This window comes from Jiulongibacter sp. NS-SX5 (assembly GCF_052828545.1).
This window is the reverse complement of sequence record NZ_CM128248.1, coordinates 3,675,517-3,697,736: the sequence shown is the minus strand read 5'-3', so window position 1 is coordinate 3,697,736 and position 22,220 is coordinate 3,675,517. Positions and strand designations below refer to the sequence as shown.

The window sequence follows — 22,220 nt, the reverse complement described above, 5'->3', positions numbered from 1 at the left end:
AAAAAGAAACTCTTGGGGTTCTAGTTTGTCTAAGAGAAAAGAAGCCCCAATTGAGACAGATTTCTCTTCATTGACAATTAAACACAAAAAAGCCCTAGCATAAGCTAAGGCCTTTCCATGAAATTAAGGTTTATTAAGCTACTTCGTATTTCGCTTTTGCAATCTCATTAAACTCGTCTACCTGCACAGGCTTATTATTGATCGTCACTTTTGTTTTAGCGTAATCGATAACCGCCTTACCAAAAGCCTTGTTATAATAAGTTCTGAAGGCATTGTCTTTATTCTCTTCGAGCTGCTTTTTCGCCATTTGAGTAATGAAATCGTCCATACCTTGTGCCTGCGGCCCAAAATAGTTTCGGATCTCGGCCTTAACTACTTCAAGAACATCATCGTATTCTACTTTGATGTCTTCATTGTCTGTAGCTATCTCACCTTTAATCAAATCAAGACGTACACCTCTTGCGAAAGCATCGTACTCTTTTTCAATATCTTCCTCAGTCACTTTGCCTTCATTGGCAGCAAGTAACCATCTCTTTAAGAACTCATCTGGAAGATCAATGCTTACATTATCTAAAAGCGTTTTCTCAACATCAAAATCTAACAAGAAGCCAGACTCTCTGTTATAGTTCTCTTTGATAATGTTTGAAATTTCTTCTCTAAAGCCTTTTTCGTCAGAAACTTTTCCTTCCCCAACAGCCTTGTCAAATAATTCCTGATCTACTTTGGCAGGAGCTACTCTTGAAATTTTATCAACTGTAAATTCAAATTCACCAGAAAGAGCTTCTGCTTCTTCATCAGATTTACCGATGGCAAAACCTAAATCCTTTACGGTTTCAAAAAGACTTTGAATATCGAAAGTCACTTTAGAACCTTTCTCCAAACCTTTGAAAAGCTTTTGCGACTTCTTCACCAATTTATCTGTAGGTATACCAGACTGAGATTCAAACTCAGAGCTTTCTTGTTTTAGTGTACCGAAAAGAAGGTCACCAATCTCTGCATCTTCAGGCTCCAGATCAGTTCCAAATCTTTTTTGAAGATCTGCAATAGCGTCATCTACCTGCTTTTCACTTGGCTGAATTTCATAATTCTCGATGGCCGGAAGCTTATCTAAATCTACAGTGAAGTCTGATGCAGTACCTACTTCATACTCAAAATTGAACTCGGTATCATTATCCCAGTCGATTTTGTATACATCATTATCAGGCATTGGGTCACCCACTACCTTCAGCTTATTTTCAGTAATGTAGCCATTTACAGCTCCACTTACTTTATTTATAACAGTATCTACCAGAAGGTTTTTACCGTACAATTTTTTGATATAACCAAAAGGCACATGACCAGGTCTGAAACCTTTGATTTTTGCTTTTTTTGCGTACTCTTTAATTTGCTTGTCAACGTCAGCTTGATAATCTTCAGGAGTAAGCGTTACTTTAAGACGTCCTTCAGTAGCTGAGATTTTGTTGAAATTTGTTTCCATTCAGAAGCAGTTTTGGAAAAGTGTTTTTAAATAAAAAACCCTCCAGCCGATTGAGACTAGAGGGTTGATTGTACGGGCGGAGGGAATCGAACCCCCACGCCTTGCGGCACTTGATCCTAAGTCAAGCACGTCTACCAGTTCCGCCACGCCCGCATCCTTTTTGGAAACCTACATTTCCAATCGGGCTGCAAAGATAAGTGGGCTTTTTTTCTTTGCAAATACTTACCCGAAAAAAAATTAAAAAATTATTTCGAGTGCCCTTGCTGGCAAAAATAAGAAAGATCATGATTACATTTACTTAACTTCGAAAATATCATGAGTTAAAAGAGAGGACATCTAGTGGGGAAAACAATTAAAAAAGATCATTTAAGCGACTTTTACAGTGATGAGGAAATAAAAATCATCAAGTCAAAATATAGGGCTATCCTAAAAAAAGCCGAGCCTTATTTTAAGGGAGACGACCAGGCTCAGATCAGAAAAGCTTTCGACATGTCAGTAGACGCCCACAAAGAAATGAGGCGTAAATCTGGAGAGCCATATATCTACCACCCTCTGGAAGTGGCCATGATATGCGTAGAGGAAATTGGCCTTGGCCCTACTTCTATAGTTTGTGCTTTACTTCATGATGTAGTAGAAGATACTGAATTTACTCTTGACGATATTGAAGAACTATTTGGCTCTAAAGTGAGTCGAATCATTGATGGTCTGACGAAGATTGCTGAGAATTTTGAACAGAGTCAGTCTGCACAGGCTGAAAATTTCAGAAAAATGCTTCTTACACTCTCAGAAGATGTGAGAGTAATCCTGATCAAACTGGCAGATAGACTGCATAACATGAGAACGCTGGAAAGTATGGCCAGAAACAGCCAGCTGAAGATAGCTCATGAGACCATCTATATTTATGCCCCATTAGCTCACCGTCTGGGTCTCTATCAGATAAAATCTGAATTAGAAGATCTTTACCTGAAATACAATGAACCTGAAGCCTACAAGAGCATTGCCAATAAGCTTAAATCCAGAAAGAAAAAGCGTGAAGAGTTTATAGAGAAGTTCATGGAGCCGATAGCCAAAAGGCTTAAGGCCGCCAATATTGAATTCTACATTAAAGGTCGCCCAAAACACATTTATTCTATCTGGAACAAGCTAAGAAAGCAAAATACCAGCTTTGAGAACATTTATGATCTCTTTGCAATTCGTATTATTCTCAAAGACATTTCACCTGAAGCTAACGACCGTGAAAAAGCAGCATGTTGGTTAGCCTACAGTATTGTTACTGACGAATATAAACCTAATCCGGACAGACTTAAGGACTGGATTTCTACGCCCAGATCTAATGGTTATGAGTCTCTACATACCACGGTAATGAGTCACACAGGAGTATGGGTAGAGGTCCAAATCAGAACCGAACGCATGGACGATGTGGCAGAAAGAGGATATGCAGCACACTGGAAATACAAAGGAAGTGACACCAGCCTGAACAAGCCTCTGGACCAATGGATCAATCAAGTACGTGACACCCTTGAAAGCAAGGACAACTCGGCCATGGAGTTTATTGAAGACTTCAGAGGTAATTTATATAACGAAGAAGTCTTTGTTTTTACTCCTAAAGGAGATTTGAAGGTCATCAGAAAGGGCTCCACTGTTCTGGACTTTGCTTATGAAATACATACTGAAATAGGCTCAAAGTGTACTGCGGGCAAGTTAAATGGTCATTTGGTTCCAATATCTCATGTGTTGGAGAATGGTGATCAGGTGGAGATTTTGACCACAAAAACTCAAAAACCAAGTGAAGATTGGCTGCGTTTTGTGGTGACCACCAAAGCTAAAGCCCGAATAAAGGATGCCCTAAAGGAGGAAAACAAAACCTACATTGCAGACGGCAAAGAAATCATCAATAAAAAGCTCAAGATTCTTCATATAGAAAATAACCTTGAGACTCTAAACCAGCTTAGAGCCTACTTCAATAAGAAGGACTACAATGAATTGTATTACTTCTTTGGGAAAGGTTATATCCATGCCGATGAAGTTAGAAAGTTCAAATCTGAGCGTGAGGCACTGGAGAATAAGCGAAAGAAGATCGCTCTAAAAGAGGATGATTATAAAACTGCCAAGAGCTTTGAGAAAGCCTATCGTAAGAGTAAAGGACATGATTCTCTATTGATAGGAGATGATCTTCAAGAATTAGACTATACTCTATCAAAATGCTGTAATCCTATTCCCGGTGATGATGTATTTGGCTTTTTGACGGTAAATGAGGGCATCAAAATCCATAGAACAAGTTGCCCTAACTCACGCCAATTACTCACTGCTTATGGCAATAGAGTTATAAAAGCTCAGTGGTCTTCTCAGGTGGAGAAATCTTATCTGGTAACTATAGAAATGAGTGGTGTAGACCGTATGGGAATCATTCAAGACATCTCAACGATTATCTCTGAAGAGCTTCATATCAATATGCGTGGCGTAAATGTTGAAACTGACGGCGGCGTGTTTACGGGTTACATTAAAGTGTTTGTATTTGACACTAAACATCTGGATAAACTGATCAAAAAACTGAATAAGATCAACGGAATTAATACCGTTAAGAGATTAAGAAGCGAAGCCGCTTGATTTGAAATTAAAAGTGAAGTCCCTTTCTTTGAGGCTGTACCTTATCATTTTATGAGACCCCTATTTATTGTTTTACTTCTTGGGCTTATTCCTGCTTTGACCTGTAAGGGTCAGGAAATTGCCTTCAATAACGGGCCAGAGCTAAGTCAAAATGACTCTCTGTATTCGGTAAGAAAGCTTTTCCATACCAATGTCTACAAGAACCAAATCAAACTTGACAAAGGTGGTTTTGCCCGATATCTAAGCTCCAGCAAAAAATGGAGTAGAAAAAACAAAATAGCCAACATCATTTTACCTGCCGGCCCTGTTATCTCAGCAGGAGGAATTTATCTGGTCTATGATGCTATCAAGGGAGTACCTATGGTGTACAGACATGAAGGTCAGGATTATCCTTACGTGGTCAGAAGTCTGCCAAAATTATTGGGTGGCTTAGCCTTATTTGTAGGTGGCCTATCACTGGTAGAGTCTGCAAATGAGACGAAAATGAACGCCACCAACTGGTACAATCAGGAATTGGGCAAAGAACTAAATAAGAAAAAAGAAGGTCTTAGTATTAGGCTGGGTCTATCTACAGACGGGGCAGTGAGCTTAACAGCCAACTTTTAAAAATTTGATATGGTATCACTGGCAAAAAAAGATAACTTTGTGAGCAAATTTCTTTTAGCCGCCTAACAAGAATAAATGGATTCAAACAGTAAGAATTTCGAATCGGCAAAGCAAATTTTTATCGCATTTCTGGAGAATAAACGACTTCGAAAAACTCCTGAACGATACGCTATACTCGAAGAAATCTACGGTCGTACAGATCATTTTGATGTAGATGATCTCTACATCTCAATGAAAAATAAAAAGTACCAGGTGAGTAGAGCTACAGTCTACAATACACTTGACCTCCTGGTAGAATGTGACCTTGTGACCAGACATCAGTTTGGCAAAAACATGGCACAATACGAGAAATCCCTGGGATCTAAGCAGCATGATCACCTCCTCTGCGTGGTTTGTCATAAAGTGGAAGAATTTTGCGACCCAAGAATTCAGGGAATTCAAAATATGGTAGGTGAATTACTCGACTTTGAAGTACATCACCACTCCTTAATGTTATATGGCAAGTGTAAAGAGTGCCGTGCAAAAGAAAAAGGAGAAACCAAATCTTAATTAACTAGCAATCAAACAGTTTACGGACAATAATTTTAAAATGGTAGATATTTTATTGGGTTTACAATGGGGAGACGAAGGGAAAGGAAAGATCGTCGATGTATTAGCTCCTCAATACAAAGTAGTAGCCCGTTTTCAGGGAGGACCAAATGCTGGTCATACTCTGGAATTTGATGGAATGAAGCATGTACTTCACCAGATTCCTTCAGGTGTTTTCAGAAAGGATTGTTTAAATGTAATCGGGAATGGTGTAGTACTTGACCCAGTCATCTTTAAAAGAGAAATTGATGGACTTACAGAGAAGTTCAAAATGGATCTTTCTGATAATCTTGTAATCTCTACCAAAACCGCCATCATTACGCCTACTCACCGCATGATGGATGCTGCTCAGGAAAAAGCCAAAGGAGATGCCAAAATTGGCTCTACACTGAAAGGTATTGGCCCTACTTACACCGATAAAGTAAGCCGTCATGGCTTAAGATTAGGGGATATCCTTTCAGATAACTTCAAAAAGAAATACGAAGCCGTAAAAAGTCGTCACCTACAGTGGCTAAACTATCTTGACTTCCAGCCGGAAGGTCTGGAAGAGCTGGAAGATGAGTTCTTTGCAGCATGTGAAGACTTAAAAAAATATGAATTAACGGAAACTGAATACCTCGTAAATGAGGAATTAAAGAACGGAAATAAAGTTCTGGCCGAGGGTGCACAAGGATCTTTACTGGATATTGATTTTGGTTCTTACCCTTTTGTAACCAGTTCTTCTACCACAGCTGCTGGAGTTTGCTCTGGTTTAGGTGTAGCTCCGGGGAAAATCGGTGAAGTTTTCGGAATATTCAAAGCCTACTGTACACGTGTGGGAAGCGGCCCTTTCCCTACGGAATTGTTTGACGAAACCGGTGAGGCTATGAGAAAAGAAGGAAATGAGTTCGGTGCCACTACCGGTCGTCCACGAAGATGCGGATGGTTAGACTTACCTGCTTTGAAGTACACCGTTATGCTGAATGGCGTTACTCAGCTGGTGATGATGAAGGCAGATGTCCTAAACATTTTCGAACAATTAGAGGTATGTATTGGTTACAAACTGCCAGATGGCACAGTAACGGATCAAATGCCGTATGACCTTTGCGATACTAAAGCAGAGCCAATTTATACATCATTTAAAGGTTGGAACTGCTCTCTGGAGGGTATTACCGACTACGATAAACTTCCACAGGAATTAAAAGATTACGTGAGCTATATTGAAGAAGAGGTTGGAGTGCCTGTGAAATTTGTTTCTACAAGCCCTGACAGAACCGCCACGATAGCTCGTTAATAGATTACGATGGATAGAAACCTTGCCAACTACCTTTTTTTAGGTGAAACTTTATATCACTTTGAAGAAGCAGTTGGCGAGGTTAAAACCTCCGCTGAAACTAAAGGGTTAGAAAACAAACCCTCCCCTGTCTCGGAAGCCCAGCCAAGAAACAAACCTACTCCACAACCAACGGTCCAAACGTCCCCTGCTCCTTCTCAAAAGGCACCGATTAAGGTTTATCCGATGAAAACCAAGCACTTGGTGGTGGTTAAAAACCTTAAACCTGCGGAAGAAGACCTCCTGGTGAAGATTATGACAGCTATCAAGCTCAAAATGGATATAATTGACCTTGTAGACGTCAACCATTTCCCCGAGATTGATTTCAAAGAAACGATATACGGCAATATGCCGAAAGCCATCTTGTTTTTCGGGCCTGATAGTGGTGAGGAATTCCTGGTCAGATTAAAACTGGAAAAATATATGCCTAAGGTTCTCAAAGGCATTATTTTTTTAATGGCTGATAATCTGGGACTTATTCTTCAAAACAAACAGAATGAGAAACGCCAACTTTGGGAATCTCTGAAGAAGGTTTTTAACGTTTAGCCGTCCCCCTTTTACTGTCGATCATCATTTTTTGAGGTGTTCGCATGTCATAATTTAGGGCTATAACTTGTAGCACTATGACCAGTATCCGAACCAGACCTCGCTTCAGACATGTAAGCTCGGTAAACCTGCCTACACTCAAATTTCAATTAGAGAACTATGTAAATGAACATCCGGACTCTGGAATAGTTTCTCGTTTTTATCCAGACCATTGTACGTTCGATATTTCTTTAAAAGAGCATCATTTCTGGTCTCCACATTTAAATGTGAACTATGATGAAGACCCTGAAGAAGGCACTATCCTAAGAGGGAGGTACGGCCCCGCCCCTACTATCTGGACGGTATTCATGTTTGGATACGGTGCTATGGGCACTGCCTTAACATTTGTCAGCCTTTATGGATTAAGTAAACTAGCTCTTCAACAGGATGCCACAGTACTGTGGTCTTGCCCTCTTTTAATTCTGGGTATTATGACTCTGTGGATTATTGGCCAAACAGGTCAGAAACTGGGTGTAGAACAAACCTTTAGAATTCATCACTTTCTGGAAGAAGCACTCGGAGAGCGAATTCATATTCAATAGACTTTCATGTTATTGATCTTACCATTCATGTAAACTATTTACCACTCAATGTAATATATTTTTAACATTGAGTATAAATTACCTTACTTTGTGATTGTAAACTTAAACGCATGAAACAAAGAAACATTTATGTCACCATGATCATCTCTATCGTGGTATTTTCTATTTATCTACTCAAAATGAACACCTATTACCAAAATGGAATACTAGAGGGATCCGACGGATTGAGGTTTACTGGTAAAAGTATTTTGATTCTCATAGGAGTTATGGCTGTCAGCAATATTGTACTGACGATTCTAAGTACTATCGTCTTCTCCATCATTGATAAAAGCTGTGAACCAAAACTTATGGAGGATGAACGAGACAAGATCATAGAACTTAAAGGAATGCAGGTTGCTTACGCCACTTTTGGAGCAGGTTTAATCTTATCACTCATCGCTCTGACGGTGGGGTGGAGTGCACCTGTAGTGATCATCATGATCATTGGATCCATGGTTTTGGCAGAAGTAGTCGGCAGCATTAAAAAGCTGTTTCATTATCATAGAGGATTCTGATTATGGCTGATAAAAAGATTCAAAATAAAGTCAAAACCTTCCGCTTTTTCGCCAATGAAATGACCCAGCAGGAGTTGGCAGAAAAGGTAGGTGTTACACGTCAAACGATAGCAGCAATTGAAAAGGACAAATACTCTCCTTCCTTAGAGCTTGCTTTTAAGATTGCAGACGCATTTGAAGTAGAAATTGGGGAAATATTCTTTTACAAAAACAATTAACAAAACCATGAAAACACTTAAGTCAAAGGCCAGAATAGCGGGTCTATGGTACCTGATTATGGGTATAACAGGAATGCTAGGCCTACTCTATGTACCGAGCCAAATTATAGTACCTGACGATTCCTACCAGACGTTTAATAATATTATTGAAAACCAAAGTCTGTTTCGTTTTGGGATCTTGGCTAATCTCGTCTGCCAAACCAGCTTTTTGTTCACAGCATTGGCTTTTGAAGATCTTTTCAAGGAAGTTTCGGTCTATTGGACTCGTCTTCTAAAAACACTGGTCATTGCGGGGGTACCAATTGCATTTTTGAATGCCTTGCTTCCTATTGCCTCTCTCATTATCAGCACCGAGCCAGCTGTTTATGAAGGCCTGACTTCTGAAGCAGCCCAATCTATGAGTATGCTTTTTCTTAAAGTGAATAGCATCGGCACTATGGCGGTAGAAATTTTCTGGGGCTTATGGCTTTTGCCTCTTGGGATCTTGTTTATTAAAGCTGTTTTTATGCCCTCTGTTATTGGTTATCTTTTAATTCTAGGTTGTTTATCCTATTTGATAGAAAGCTTTACCGGAGTAATGGGATTTGAACTGAGTGAAGACCTTTCATCTGCATTGATGATTCCGCTAAGCCTCGGAGAAATGAGTACCATTCTTTGGTTACTTATAAAAGGCACTAAAAAACTTTAAACTCAAAAAAAACCGTTTATCCAAATCTCACATTCTTTGGCCTTAAAGAAGCATCTTCTCAAATAAAACTATTACTTATGAAAGCCGTTATTTGTCCTGAATATGGACCTCCGGAGGTTCTTCAAATTGTTGATATTCCGAAACCAAAGCCTAAGCCAAGAGAGGTATTAATTAAAATCAAAAGAAGCAGCGTTACCATCGCCGATCGCCGAATCAGAGCGTTTGACATTCCGAAAGGTTTTGGACTACTTGCCAGAATAGGTCTGGGCTTTACTAAACCAAGAAAACCAATCCTTGGAGTAGAATGGAGCGGGGTTATTGAAGAGGTGGGCCGAGAAGTTAAAGCATACAAAGTGGGGCAGGAAATATTTGGGGAAAGTATAAAAAAGTTTGGGGGATACCAGGAATACCTATGTCTCAACGAAAAACAAATGTTAGCGAATAAACCGGAAGCAATTAGCTTTGACCAAGCCGTGGCACTACCGGTAGGCGGGCAAACTGCCCTACACTTTTTACGTAAAGCTGAACTTAAGAAAGGTTATAAACTATTGATCTACGGAGCCTCTGGAAGTGTAGGAACATATGCTATTCAATTGGCAAAAATGATGGGTGCCGAGGTTACTTCTGTTTGTTCATCAAAGAATTTTGACTTGGTCAAATCCCTAGGTTCTGATCATGTTCTGGATTATCAAAGTGAAGATTTTGAAAAGCAACTAAAACTTTACGATGTCATTTTTGTAGCACTGGACTATCTGGATTTCAGCATTTGCAAAAAGCACATCAAAAATGGTGGTGTCTATATCAATATCACCAAACCTTTCAGAACCCGAGAGATGAGAAAGGTTGACAACTTTAAAGTGATGGTGGGAGATTCGCCCAAAACGAATAAGCAAAATCTTGAATATCTTGCCAGCCTCGTGGCCGAAGAAAAACTAAGAGTTGTAATTGATAAAGTTTATGATCTGAACCAGATAGTTACAGCACATTCCTACGTTGATAGCGGCAGAAAAAGAGGGAATGTAGTGATCAAAGTCGCTGACTAAGCACGTTTCTTTCTGACTAAAGAAATCACTATATTTAGCTATCTATGAATGCAACAATTGACCTCAATCAACGTCTACTTTGACCAAAGGTCATTTAAAGCACCGACCAATAACCTATAGCACTATGGCAAAATATGAATTGACCATTAACGGTCAGAAAAAAAAGGTAGATGTAGATCCTACCACACCTGTTCTCTGGGTTCTCAGAGATCATTTACAAATGACCGGAACCAAGTTTGGCTGTGGAATGGCCCAATGCGGAGCCTGCACCATTCACCTGGACGGAGTGGCCATGCGTTCCTGTGTCTTCCCGGTTTCAGCAGTTCAGGATCAGGAAATTACGACAATTGAGGGTCTATCTGAGGACATTTCTCATCCTGTACAGAAGGCTTGGCTGGAGCATGACGTTCCTCAATGTGGTTATTGCCAGGCAGGGCAAATTATGAGTGCCTCAGCACTATTAAAAGAAAACCCAAACCCTACAGATGAGGATATAGATACTGCCATGAGTGGCAATATCTGTAGATGTGGTACATACACCAGAATCAAAAAAGCCATCAAAACGGCTGCTCAACAATAAATCTAAAAGAAATGAAAAAGGTAAAAACTCAACATAATCGCCGTTCATTCCTGAAGATTTCAGCAGCTTCGGGCGGCGGACTATTGGTAGGCTTTAGCTGGTTTGCCGGCAGAGCTCAAGAAAATGAAACTATTCCTGAAGAATGGTACAGAATCAACGGTTACATCAAGTTGGGATCCAATAACGAGGTAATCATTTATTCTCCCAACCCTGAAATAGGTCAAAACGTAAGAACCTCGATGCCAATGATAGTGGCAGAAGAGTTGGATATTCCATGGGAACAGGTGACTGTAGAACAAGCCCCCCTTAACACCGGATTTTATCAAAATCAGTTTTCAGGAGGTAGCCTTTCCATCAGACTTAGCTGGAAAGCACTAAGAATGGCCGGTGCTACTGCCAAACATATGTTGGCTCAAGCCGCAGCAAATGAATGGGGCGTAGAACTTTCTCAGGTAAAAGCCGAGAAAGGAATGGTGTCAGAAATCAATGGCAAAAGGAAATCATCTTATGGTGATTTGGCAGCCAAGGCGGTTGAACTACAAGTGCCGGAGGAAGTGGAGTTGAAAAACCCTAAGTCTTTTGAACTAATAGGTACTAGCCAAAAGAATGTTGACGGTAGTAAAATTGTCAGCGGTCAGCCACTTTTTGGTTTGGATTTTCATCGTGAAGGCATGAAGCTGGCCATGGTACAGCATCCGCCGGCATTTGGGATGACTGTCAAAAGTTTCAATGCTGAGGAAATCAAAAAGATGAATGGAGTTTCTGACGCTTTTATTATTGACACCACTATTGAAGAGCCATCATGGAGTGATGAGAGAGGATATTTACAATTAATCGCAATAGTCGGTGATTCTACCTGGCAACTCATGAATGCTAAAAAAGCTCTTAAAGTCAAGTGGGAGACTTTGAGCCCGGCTGAAAATAATAAGGTGCATCAAACCAAACTTGATCAGGCCATTGCAAATGGCAAGGCTGTAGATTCACGAGAAGATGGAGATGTGGAAGCCGCTTTTGCCAAGGCAACTAAAATTATTGAGAGCGAATATACGGCACCTTTCCTTGCTCATAGCACCATGGAGCCTATGAACTTCTTTGCTAATGTAACCGAAGACTCTGCAGAGCTGATAGGCCCTGTACAAACCCCGGAATCCCTGGAAACATCTGTTTCAAAATTACTGGATATGCCGATTGAGAATATCACCGTAAATATGACTCGTATCGGTGGTGGTTTTGGCAGAAGACTCTACGTTCACTACGGTGTCGAAGCGGCAGCTATCTCAAATCATATTAAGGCTCCTGTAAAACTTTTTTACAGTAGAGAAGATGATATGACCCAAGGTACCTACAGACCTGCCTACAAGTCAGTATATAAAGCCGGTCTAGATGAGAATAATCAGCTGATTGCTTTTAGTGTCAAAGGTGCAGGACTTCCGGAAGGACCCGTTTTTCCGGACAGATACCCGGCAGGAGCAGTAGAAAATTATTCTGCTCATAAAATCAATGCGGACACGAATATCACAACAGGTGCCTGGAGAGCACCAAGGTCTAATTTCACGGCTGGAGCCGAGCAAGCATTTATTGATGAAGTAGCTGAAGCAGCAGGAAAAGATCCTATTGAATTCAGACTTGAGCTGTTTGACCGAGCCAAACAAAACCCTGTCGGCAAAAAATACGACTATGATGCCGAGCGTTATGCAGGAGTTTTAAAACTGGTCAAAGAAAAGTCAGGTTGGGGCAAACCTACACCGGGAATTTACCGAGGTGTTGCTGCCTACTTCTGTCATTCTACTTATGTAGCAGAGGTTTTTGATATTGCTATGGTAGATGGTGCTCCTAAAGTAAAGAAAGTCTGGGCTGCGGTAGATTGCGGAATAGTGGTGAATAAAGATTCAGCCAAGAACATCATAGAAGGTGGTGTTATTGACGGCATAGGTCATGCTATGTATTCGCATCTAGATTTTGAGAATGGAAAACCTCAACAAGAGAATTTTAACACCTACCAATTGATCAGACATCATCAGGCACCTGAGGAGATAGAAGTTTTCTTTGTTGAAAACGAGATTGACCCGACGGGACTTGGAGAGCCTGGTTTACCTCCTGCAATTGGAGCCTTGGCAAATGCCCTTTATCAGGCAACTGGCCAGCGTTATTATAACCAACCTTTTGCCACAGCTGAGCAAAAGAGTTTGGGCTAGTATTAAATAAACGATTTGCATGGAAGCGTCGATCATCTCAAATGGTCGACGCTTTTTATTTTACTCATAGTCAGGTTCACTCCTGGTTTTCGCCAGTTCATCAGATTTTGATTCTCTACCAATGATGAATGATGCTGTTTTGTCACAGAATTTATTTCAAGACAACATCAAAAAATGAAAAAGCTATTCTCAATTCTTTTCACTCTTATTGGCCTCACCAGCTATTCTCAAACAATAGTTCAAGGGAAGGTAACTGATGGTAAAAACCCACTACCTTTTGCTAATATCTCCTTGCAAGGCACTTATGATGGAGCATCCGCCGATGTAAACGGCCAATTTATGTTTGAAACCTTAGAAAAAGGCAAACAAGTTTTATCGGTCTCAATGATAGGTTTCATCAGCTCCGCAACTGATATAAATCTGACAAATGACACAATCAATATTGAAGTCAGACTGGAAGAATCCATTAACTCACTAAATGCCGTAGTGGTAACAGCCGGTATGTTCGAAGCATCTGACGAGAAAAAAATGGTAATGCTTAAGCCTATGGACATAGTCACTACCGCCGGAGGCGGGGCTGATATCACTTCCGTCATGCAGCTGCTGCCGGGAGCCACACGCGTTGGCGAGCAGGAGGGGCTCTTTGTACGAGGTGGCTCTGCACAAGAAACCAAAACGGTAATTGACGGCATGATCGTCCAAAATCCATTTTTTAGCAGTACACCAGATGTTCCTCAAAGAGGACGCTTCAACCCGTTTATGTTTAAAGGAACTGCATTTAGTACAGGAGGCTACTCTGCACAATATGGCCAGGCTTTATCATCTGTGCTCTTACTAAACACCATGGATAAGCAAGGAGAAAATAGTAACATAAATATTGGGCTTAACCTTGCTGGCGTGAACGCCTCATACACCCATAAAGGTTGGCTAACCGCCAGTGTTGGATACAATAATATCGCACCCTTCTTTGCTTTAACAGACACAAACCTTGATTTTGAAACCATTCCTTCTGGCTTCGGTGGATCACTTACTATCAATGAAGAATTTAAGAACAGCACTATCAAAGCCTACTCAACTTTTACTGAGAACCAATCAGCCATTAACCTTCCGTCTTATGATGAATCTGACGAAACATATTTATTTTCGAACAGAAACCTTAACTCATTCACCAATGCCTCCTACACCACCAACTGGGACGAAGGAAGGTGGTTATTAAAAGCTGGAGCTTCTTACTCCAATAATACCGACCAGCTTCAGGTAAGTGGTTTCGGAGCAGATAGATCAGACGAAAGGTCACAAGCCCGTGTAGTTATGAGTAGACTTTATGGTAAGGAAAACGGTAGTGCTCTAACCTTCGGGGCTGAGTATCATCATATAAAACAGTCAAACATCTATTCAGGTTATGAGTTTGCTTTGCAAGACAATTACTCTTCAATCTTTGTAGAAAATGAGTTTTACGTCAATTCAAAGCTTGCACTTAGACTAGGTTTGAGGGCAGAAAATAGTACAGTAATTAGTAAAACTAATATTGCTCCCAGACTTTCAATGGCATATAAACTCGGGAAATATGCACAATTCTCTTTGGCTGCCGGAAGGTTTTACCAAAATCCTGAAAAAGAATATCTGTACCTAAATCAATCCCTTGATTTTGAGGAAGCCGATCATGCCATATTGAACTACCAAATCATCAAAAACGGAAAAACATTCAGGACTGAAACATTCTATAAAAGATACAACAATTTGGTTTCGGAGGAAGTGGACTATTTTGACCCAAATCCTTACCGTTTCCCAAGCGGCAGTCTTGATAACTCAGGCTATGGTTACGCCAAAGGATTCGACATTTTCTTCCGGGATGAAACCAGTATTCCAAACGGAGATTTCTGGATCACCTATTCATTTTTAGATACTAAACGTAAGTTTAGAAACTATACCGAGGAAGTGGTTCCGCATTTTGCCACAAGTCACAATGTAAGTCTGGTATACAAGCAGTTCTTTAATGCTATTAGCACGAATATAGGAGCCACGTTTACACATACAAGCGGAAGACCAATCTATGATTTCAATGAAGACTTTGTCAGTTTTGAACGCACAAAAGACTTTCAAAACCTTAGCCTTATGGCGAGTCATGTTAAACAAGTGAATAATAGCTTTTTGGTTTTCTATGCCACACTCGATAACGTTTTGGGAAGAAAAAACATCTTTGGATACCGCTACTCATCTGATGGGCGTGAACGTTACCCGGTAAAACCATTAATGTACAGAACCTTCTTTTTCGGAATCAACTGGACCATCGGCCAAGTAAATGGCCGGATTCGCGAAGCAGAGTTGGATTTCTAAATTGAAATAAAGTCATGCCACGACCTCATATCAGCGAGTTTAGTCGTGGCACGACTAACCACCCAAGTACACACGTCGTGCTATGACTAAAAGACACATTGTAGGACTTGAGCTACGACTACATCTGAAATAGGCTCAGAATATCATACTTTCTAACTCTTTAGATTCGGGCAAATCAGTTTCTTCAAATTCAATAAAGCCTAAACATAAATCGCGGTTAACCAAAGAACCTTTTCGCCCTTCATAATAATCACGATATGAAGAAAACTCCCAATCTTTCATCTCTCGGACCAATCCCCCAGCCACAGGGTTAAAGTGTATATAATTAAAACAGTGTGTCGGGTACAAATTAGTCTTCAAGCTATCTGTAAGGGCTTTTGATTTTGTATTTTGTGTAAAAAGAGAACCTACTCTACCTTCTTGTTTATTGATTGCTCGAGTGTAGGAGCTTAGCAAAATTTTAAACCCCTCGCTGAGCATTTTAGGATTGGAATTCTTCCCAATGTAAATCATTAAATGAAAATGATTTGGCATTAAACACCAAGCAAGAATATTACAATGAGGTGATACATGCTTCTTTAATTTTCTAAGGAAGAAGAGGTAGTTATCCCTAGAAAAGAAAATAGGTTCTCTATTATTCCCTCGATTATAAATATGAAAGACCTCATTTGAATATAGATTCATCATTGTATGGATTGACTCTGATAAAAATAGTAATCGATAGACATCTTTTCATATTTGGCGTAAAGCCAAGACAGTGTAAATCTTACTATAGTCGTGGCACGACTAACCACCGAAGAACACGCGTCGTGCTATGACTGACCTCGAAAAAACTCACTCCTTTGAAATCATGATTCACTCCGCCAAAACACTGGTTCGTCTGAAAAAGCTACTGCAACCTTCATATTGTAATCATCTTTGAACTGTCAATACGACATAGAACACTTAATTAAACCTCAAATGAAAAAGTTTATCGCATTCTTCGCTTTCATGATTATCGGAACCTCTCTAATGGCTCAGAGTAAATATGAAAGCACCATGACCTCTCTGGTTAATGAAATTTATTCACATAATAGAGAATTGGCCATGCAACCAATTGCCAACAAACTGGAAAGAGTAGCTGCCGCTGAGGCAGACGAATGGTTACCTAATTACTGGGTGGCATATTGTTACATCCAGGATTCATTTTTAAAGCCAAGTGCAGCAGAAAAAGATCAAATGTTAGACATCGCTGAAAAGCATTTGGAGCAAGCCAACACAAAAAGTCCGGACAACTCGGAGATACATCTTTTGCTAGCTCAATATAATGGAGCAAGACTTTCTGTAGATGGTGCCAGCCGTTGGGGCGAATATGGTCCGATCTACGCCAAACATATGGATATTGCCTCCAAACTTGACCCAACAAACCCAAGAGTAGAATACTCGAAGGCTACCAATGCTTACTTCACGCCGGAGGCCTTTGGCGGTGGAGCTAAAATAGCAAAGCCATTCTTTGAAGAAGCTCTAGAGAAGTTTGAAACCTTTGAACCAAAAAGCCCGATTCACCCAAACTGGGGTAAAGTAGAATCTGAGTACTTTTTATCACAAATAAATTAAGTTTTTGAGTTGCAGACGATGTCTGCAACTCAAGACAACATAAAAATTAATAATTTCACCACAGGCTCTTAAAATGCCTGTACATTCTAAACATAAATGCGAACCATCAATACTATGACACCGATTTTACTAGGTTATGCAGAGCTTGTAGGTAAGGCTGACAAATGGACCAAAGGAAACCGTCAGCCAGCAGGTTTAATAAAAAATGCTGCTGCTCTTTTACTTTTTGCTCTTCTCGGTGGATTTGGCAGCAACTGGGTTTCCAGAACAGACGAATTTAAATGGGCCATTGACATATTTAATGTGTTACTTTTTGTCGCCTTTTTAGGTAAGGGAAGTATTGACCTGGGATTCGAATGGATAGTAGACTTCTTCAGTAAACTCACCAAACATGTGGGCGATGCCATCAATAGGATATCTCAAAATTTCCTACCCTACTTAATTAACTTAGGGATCATAGCTTTCATCATCGGCCTTATCAAGTTTGCGATTACTCTCATTTTTATCTCTCCGGTTTTTGCAGATATTTTACGCCATCTACCTTTTATTGACAGCGAAACTCCAACAAGCGTATTTAAGGCTTTCTTTACCCAACTTTGGTTGATTCCAAGTATTCTGAAATACTCGGGCATCGTACTGGATTGGACATTCTTTAACAAACATGAATAATATCCCCTTACATAGCAAAGCAATTGAAACCGAAGGCCTTAAAGAGGTTTTTGTCCAAACCGGAAGAGGGAATATTGAATGTTTCTACACCGAGTCTGGAGATTATAGAGTTGAGGTATTTGCTCAAAAAATCACCCTCGAAAGCCTGTTTGAATGGAGACCCATGTCCAAGGCAGATTTTGACAAGCTGGGCTTTGTCATCTCAAACTTTGAAGGCAGACTGAGTATAAAAAGCAATTATTACGGCAGAGACTGGTTCACGAGCTTCGTAGATTTCAAAAGAGTGAGCTTCAGGCTATATCTTCCTAAGCAATGCTCCACTCACTTACATACACAGATTGGCGATATTACGGTCAAAGGCATCAATGGTCATCATAGATATTTATCCAGATTTGGAGGAGTTTCTTTTGATAATATCAAAGGTCAAATTGAAAGTATAAAAAAGAATTTTGGTCGAAAAGTTACACTGGCCAATAGTGAGGGAAACATAAAAATAGCCTCTGGAGGTGGAAACCTTTATGTGAAACATTGCAAAGGAGATCTCGACTTTATCACAGATGGCGGTAATGTCAAAGTGGTGAACTACGCAGGACAAATGGACTGCAAAACTCGAGGTGGCAATATCTCGGTAGAAGGTTTTAAAGGAGAATTAAAAGCAACTTCTTGGGGAGGAAATATCAAGGTCTCTGAGCTGGACGGTGACCTTGCCAGCAACACCATGGGAGGCAATGTTAGTCTCAAAGCCAAAAACATTGAAAACTATGCCTGGCTGGTAACCAATGGGGGTAATATTAATTTCCAGTTTAACGAAAAGCAAAACCTGGACCTACATGCCAAAGGCAATAAAATCAGAGCTAATGGTAATTTCCTTTTTCAAGGCGAACAGAACAATAGCCGCTGGACAGGCCAAATAAATGAAGGCGGAGCCAATATCAAACTCAAGACGAATGGAGGAAGAATTAAAATCAACGGGGTTCCGCATGTATATACAGAGCAAACAGACTTTAGACCAGACAGCATAAAGGAATTAAAACTTTCGGAAAAGCCTGCTTCTCAAAAGCGTAGAGCCAAGCCTAAAATTGTCAATAACCCAAACAAAAGAAATCCGCAAACTGAGAAATTTAAAAAAGAGGAACAGCCAAAGGTGATGACTAAAAGCTGGGAACGTCTACCCAAATTCTGGCAGGCCATGCTCGCTTTGCTTTTTATTACTTTACTGACTTATGGCTTCAACACTATTACCTTTTTCTCAAGCCAAATGCTTGCGGATAAAGGAACCAAGACCGAAAACATTGCCATTTTCTACTTAAACTTTATCAATGGTGTATTGGCCTTTACGGCCATATGGATATTTATCACGCTTCTGAATCACCGGATAAGAAAGACATGGTTAAAATATCTGATTCTTTCTGTGATGACCATCTTCTTCTATATGCTTGGGCATGGAATTCTGCAGAGTATTCCTGAGGAGGCCGTACAAGGTAGAGGATTGGTCTACCATTATAAATGGCTCATGAACAGGCCTCAGGATGCAGAGCCCATTTTCCTGGCCTTTCTGTTTCTTCTTGTTCCGGTATTTGCCAATATATCCTTCTTCAGCTATTGGAACCGTAGCAGAAACATGTCTGAAAGGCTGGGTCAGCAGCAGCTGCAATTACTCAATCTCGAGAAACTCAAAACTAAGGCTCAACTCAATGCCTTAGAGGCCAGAATAAACCCTCATTTCCTTTATAATTCCTTGAATAGTATAGCTGGTCTTATTCATGAAAACGCCGATCAGGCTGAGGATATGACTATTGAGTTATCCAAGTTATTCAGAGCCACCACAGGACGTAAAAATGAAAGCTACCATAGCATAGAAGAGGAGATTAGCCTTGTAAAATCTTACCTGGCCATAGAGCAAATGCGATTTGGCGAAAGACTCCGATATGAAATCAATTTGGATGAAAGTCTTTCTTCTCATCAGATCCCCCGCTTCTTACTACAGCCTTTGGTAGAGAACGCCATAAAACACGGCATCTCCAAAATTGCCAAAGACGGTATGATCAGGATTGACATTTCACCGGAAGACGACTTGATCATTATTAAAATTCACGATAACGGCCCCGAGTTTGGCGAAGCCATGAGCGGTGGCTATGGACTAAAAAGTGTAAGAGATAAACTGGAGCTTATCTACGAAGGCAAAGCCTCGTTAGAGATTGAAAACAGCCCAATCAAACAGTTAACCATTTCAATTGACCGAAACCATGATTTATAAAACCATACTTGTAGACGATGAACCACTAGCTATCAGTCGGCTGAAAAGGCTGCTCTCAGCTTTCGATGATGTTTTTGAGATTATAGACTCAGCATCAAACGGTGAAGAAGCTCTCCAGAAAATTGAATCTCTAAAACCAGATTTAATCTTTCTGGATATAGAAATGCCACTGTTAAATGGATTTGAACTATTGGAGCAGCTGGAGTATATGCCTAAGGTGATTTTCAGTACTGCGTTTGACCAATACGCCATTCAGGCCTTTGAGGAGAATAGTCTGGATTACCTTCTGAAACCTGTGGAGAAAGACCGACTGGCCAAAACGGTAGAAAAGCTACGATCACTCGAGAAACAGCAACAAGGAATGGATACGGAGGCACTGACCAGGCTGCTTACTCAAGTGAATCAGAAGAAAACTATTCATAGTATCACCGTCAAAAAAGGAGATAAAATTCTATTCATTCCACTGACCGACATTGCATATTTCCATGCCGAGGATAAATACGTTTTTCTCAATGCTCAGGACGGTATGCAGTACCTCACCAACTATACTATCACTGCTTTAGACCAAAAACTGCCTGATGAGTTTATCCGAATTAGTCGATCGGCTATTATACATACACATTTCATAGAGTCTATGGAGAAAACATTCAATGGCAAATTCATGATTTCACTGAAGGATATAAAAAAAACAAAGCTGGAAAGTGGAAGTAGCTATGGGGATAATATTAAAGGATTGATGGAGGTTTAAAGAATCGTTAATTCGAATTTGATCCTTTTTGGGAGGCAAATAATAAAGCGATGAATTAAATTCGCTTTGTGCTATCTATGAGCTTTAATCCTTCTCTAATGCTAGAATCTTAATTCTGAATGACCTTATGCCCCGTTTAGACCGTCTTACTTCAATACTCATTCAACTTCAATCAAAGCGGATCGTAAAGGCACAAGAAATTGCTGACCGTTTCGAGATAAGTCTTCGTACGGTTTATCGTGATATCAGAACATTGGAACAAGCCGGAGTACCCATTATTTCAGAGGCTGGGATTGGTTATTCTATTATGAAAGAGTATCGCCTTCCTCCGGTTCACTTTACAGAAGAGGAAGCCCTTTCATTCGTAACAGCCGAGAAGTTCATTGAAAACCTCACCGATACCTCCACCATGCAGGCATTCCAGTCTGCACTTTATAAAATAAAAGCTGTCCTTGCTTCGCAACAAAAAGAAATGGTGGATGGGATTTCAGAAAGTATAGCAGTTCTGAAAAATAGATTTGTACCCGAGACCAGCAATGACACTCTTCAGATAAGCCATATTTTAAAGGCCATAGCTGAGAAAAAAGTCATCTCTATGCAGTATAACAGTCAAAAGGCAGAGTCTACCAATAGAGAGGTTGAGCCTATTGGTACATATAACTCAGGAAATAAATGGTATATGATTGCCTATTGTAGGCTTAGAAAAGATTATCGCAACTTCCGAATTGATAGAATAGATGACTTTTCTATTTCAAAAGAACGTTTTACCGAACAGCACCCTGGCTTGCAAAGCTTTTTGAGTCAAACTCAATCTGAAAAAGAAGTTACAGAGGTCATAATTCGTCTCGACCCTGATATTGTCAACAGACTCGGTGATCAGCATTTCTATATGGGTTTTGTAAATCAAACAGAACATGAAGAATACCTGGAGATGACATTCTTATCACCATCTCTGCATGGTTTTTCACATTGGTTTTTGATGTTTGGGGCCTATGCCGAAATTGTTAAACCGGAGGCATTGAAAGAATTGGTTCAGCAAAGGGTGAGTGACATACAAGAACGACTAAACTTCAATTGACGTGAAAGAGCCTATTCTGGATTTGGTCTTAACTATTCAAAAATTTCCCGGCAAGGGCGGTTGGCATTTTGTAGATCTGGAAGATATTTTACCCGATTCCTCTAACCCCTTTGGCTGGCGTGAAGTTGATGTACTCTTTGACCATTTAGAGCTAACTCATTACAAGCTTATGCCCAAGGGTGACGGTAAACTTTTCTTACCCATAAAAGCAGAAATAAGAAGGAAACTTAAAAAAGCCGAAGGAGATCGATTAAGAATACGCATTTACGAATGTCAAACATCCTGGCAAACTCCGCATGAAATCCTTGAGTGTATTATAGATATTCCTGAAGCTTTTGCATTCTACTCTTCACTAAAGCCAAGTCATCAAAAACAATACATTGATTGGATAAATGCTGCAAAGAGCATGGACACCAAGGTTCAGAGAATTAATGAGATGACAGAAAAGTTAAGGAGAAAGAAGAAATTTCACGATAGTTAAAGCCTACTGACATACCCTTGTCACCTTGCCTGAGTTCCTTTGTATCAAACAATCAGGCA

Annotated in this window: 21 protein-coding genes and 1 tRNA gene; 19 read left to right on the top strand and 3 right to left on the bottom strand. The window is 40.2% G+C overall.

Annotated features, from left to right (window positions below):
• Positions 1-133: 133 nt before the first annotated feature.
• A complete protein-coding gene (locus ACUXV0_RS16055; protein ID WP_446190591.1) occupies positions 134-1,477 on the bottom strand; it encodes a trigger factor in 1,344 nt (447 codons plus the stop codon).
• Positions 1,478-1,548: 71 nt separating this feature from the next.
• A tRNA-Leu gene (locus ACUXV0_RS16050) sits at positions 1,549-1,630 on the bottom strand.
• Positions 1,631-1,816: 186 nt separating this feature from the next.
• Here ACUXV0_RS16050 and ACUXV0_RS16045 point away from each other — a divergent pair.
• The 13 genes from ACUXV0_RS16045 (at position 1,817) to ACUXV0_RS15985 (ending at position 15,332) form a co-directional block, all read left to right on the top strand.
• On the top strand, positions 1,817-4,084 hold the full coding sequence (locus tag ACUXV0_RS16045) for a RelA/SpoT family protein (RefSeq protein ID WP_446190590.1): 2,268 nt from the start codon (positions 1,817-1,819) through the stop codon (positions 4,082-4,084).
• A gap of 51 nt (positions 4,085-4,135) precedes the next feature.
• On the top strand, positions 4,136-4,690 hold the full coding sequence (locus tag ACUXV0_RS16040) for a hypothetical protein (protein ID WP_446190589.1): 555 nt from the start codon (positions 4,136-4,138) through the stop codon (positions 4,688-4,690).
• Positions 4,691-4,765: 75 nt separating this feature from the next.
• Entirely contained in the window at positions 4,766-5,239 is a 474-nt protein-coding gene (locus ACUXV0_RS16035; RefSeq protein WP_446190588.1) for a Fur family transcriptional regulator, read from the top strand.
• Positions 5,240-5,279: 40 nt separating this feature from the next.
• Positions 5,280-6,551 (top strand): adenylosuccinate synthase, encoded by a 1,272-nt coding sequence (locus tag ACUXV0_RS16030; RefSeq protein WP_446190587.1) that lies wholly within the window; start codon positions 5,280-5,282, stop codon positions 6,549-6,551.
• 9 nt (positions 6,552-6,560) lie between these two features.
• Positions 6,561-7,136 carry a hypothetical protein gene (locus ACUXV0_RS16025; RefSeq protein WP_446190586.1) on the top strand — a complete coding sequence of 192 codons (576 nt, stop codon included), beginning with the start codon at positions 6,561-6,563 and terminating at the stop codon, positions 7,134-7,136.
• A 77-nt stretch (positions 7,137-7,213) separates the two neighbouring features.
• The gene (locus ACUXV0_RS16020; RefSeq protein WP_446190585.1) at positions 7,214-7,717 is read left to right on the top strand and encodes a hypothetical protein; all 504 of its coding nucleotides are present in this window, start codon (positions 7,214-7,216) and stop codon (positions 7,715-7,717) included.
• A gap of 110 nt (positions 7,718-7,827) precedes the next feature.
• A complete protein-coding gene (locus ACUXV0_RS16015; protein ID WP_446190584.1) occupies positions 7,828-8,271 on the top strand; it encodes a hypothetical protein in 444 nt (147 codons plus the stop codon).
• 2 nt (positions 8,272-8,273) lie between these two features.
• On the top strand, positions 8,274-8,489 hold the full coding sequence (locus tag ACUXV0_RS16010; RefSeq protein ID WP_446190583.1) for a helix-turn-helix transcriptional regulator: 216 nt from the start codon (positions 8,274-8,276) through the stop codon (positions 8,487-8,489).
• 7 nt (positions 8,490-8,496) lie between these two features.
• Positions 8,497-9,177, top strand: coding sequence for a DUF4386 domain-containing protein (locus ACUXV0_RS16005; protein WP_446190582.1), 681 nt, complete (start codon positions 8,497-8,499; stop codon positions 9,175-9,177).
• Between the two features lie 77 nt (positions 9,178-9,254).
• Positions 9,255-10,220: an NAD(P)-dependent alcohol dehydrogenase gene (locus ACUXV0_RS16000; protein ID WP_446190581.1), complete on the top strand. Its 966-nt coding sequence runs from the start codon at positions 9,255-9,257 to the stop codon at positions 10,218-10,220.
• A 124-nt stretch (positions 10,221-10,344) separates the two neighbouring features.
• Positions 10,345-10,800, top strand: a complete 456-nt coding sequence (locus tag ACUXV0_RS15995) for a (2Fe-2S)-binding protein (protein WP_446190580.1) — start codon at positions 10,345-10,347, stop codon at positions 10,798-10,800.
• 11 nt (positions 10,801-10,811) lie between these two features.
• Positions 10,812-12,995, top strand: coding sequence for a molybdopterin cofactor-binding domain-containing protein (locus tag ACUXV0_RS15990; RefSeq protein WP_446190579.1), 2,184 nt, complete (start codon positions 10,812-10,814; stop codon positions 12,993-12,995).
• Positions 12,996-13,169: 174 nt separating this feature from the next.
• On the top strand, positions 13,170-15,332 hold the full coding sequence (locus tag ACUXV0_RS15985) for a TonB-dependent receptor (protein WP_446190578.1): 2,163 nt from the start codon (positions 13,170-13,172) through the stop codon (positions 15,330-15,332).
• 135 nt (positions 15,333-15,467) lie between these two features.
• Here ACUXV0_RS15985 and ACUXV0_RS15980 read toward each other — a convergent pair whose 3' ends face one another.
• On the bottom strand, positions 15,468-16,019 hold the full coding sequence (locus ACUXV0_RS15980; protein ID WP_446190577.1) for a transposase: 552 nt from the start codon (positions 16,017-16,019) through the stop codon (positions 15,468-15,470).
• A gap of 273 nt (positions 16,020-16,292) precedes the next feature.
• On the opposite strand from ACUXV0_RS15980, the gene ACUXV0_RS15975 reads away from it, so the two are divergent.
• The 6 genes from ACUXV0_RS15975 to ACUXV0_RS15950 all read left to right on the top strand — a co-directional run bounded on the left by ACUXV0_RS15975 (position 16,293) and on the right by ACUXV0_RS15950 (position 22,161).
• Entirely contained in the window at positions 16,293-16,928 is a 636-nt protein-coding gene (locus tag ACUXV0_RS15975; protein WP_446190576.1) for a hypothetical protein, read from the top strand.
• Between the two features lie 114 nt (positions 16,929-17,042).
• Entirely contained in the window at positions 17,043-17,597 is a 555-nt protein-coding gene (locus ACUXV0_RS15970; RefSeq protein WP_446190575.1) for a hypothetical protein, read from the top strand.
• The gene (locus tag ACUXV0_RS15965; protein WP_446190574.1) at positions 17,590-19,854 is read left to right on the top strand and encodes a histidine kinase; all 2,265 of its coding nucleotides are present in this window, start codon (positions 17,590-17,592) and stop codon (positions 19,852-19,854) included. The genes ACUXV0_RS15970 and ACUXV0_RS15965 overlap by 8 nt, the downstream gene beginning before the upstream one ends.
• Positions 19,844-20,602, top strand: coding sequence for a LytR/AlgR family response regulator transcription factor (locus ACUXV0_RS15960; RefSeq protein WP_446190573.1), 759 nt, complete (start codon positions 19,844-19,846; stop codon positions 20,600-20,602). The genes ACUXV0_RS15965 and ACUXV0_RS15960 overlap by 11 nt, the downstream gene beginning before the upstream one ends.
• A 127-nt stretch (positions 20,603-20,729) precedes the next feature.
• Positions 20,730-21,680 carry a helix-turn-helix transcriptional regulator gene (locus ACUXV0_RS15955; protein WP_446190572.1) on the top strand — a complete coding sequence of 317 codons (951 nt, stop codon included), beginning with the start codon at positions 20,730-20,732 and terminating at the stop codon, positions 21,678-21,680.
• A 1-nt stretch (position 21,681) separates the two neighbouring features.
• Positions 21,682-22,161 (top strand): YdeI/OmpD-associated family protein, encoded by a 480-nt coding sequence (locus tag ACUXV0_RS15950; protein WP_446190571.1) that lies wholly within the window; start codon positions 21,682-21,684, stop codon positions 22,159-22,161.
• Positions 22,162-22,220: the final 59 nt, after the last annotated feature.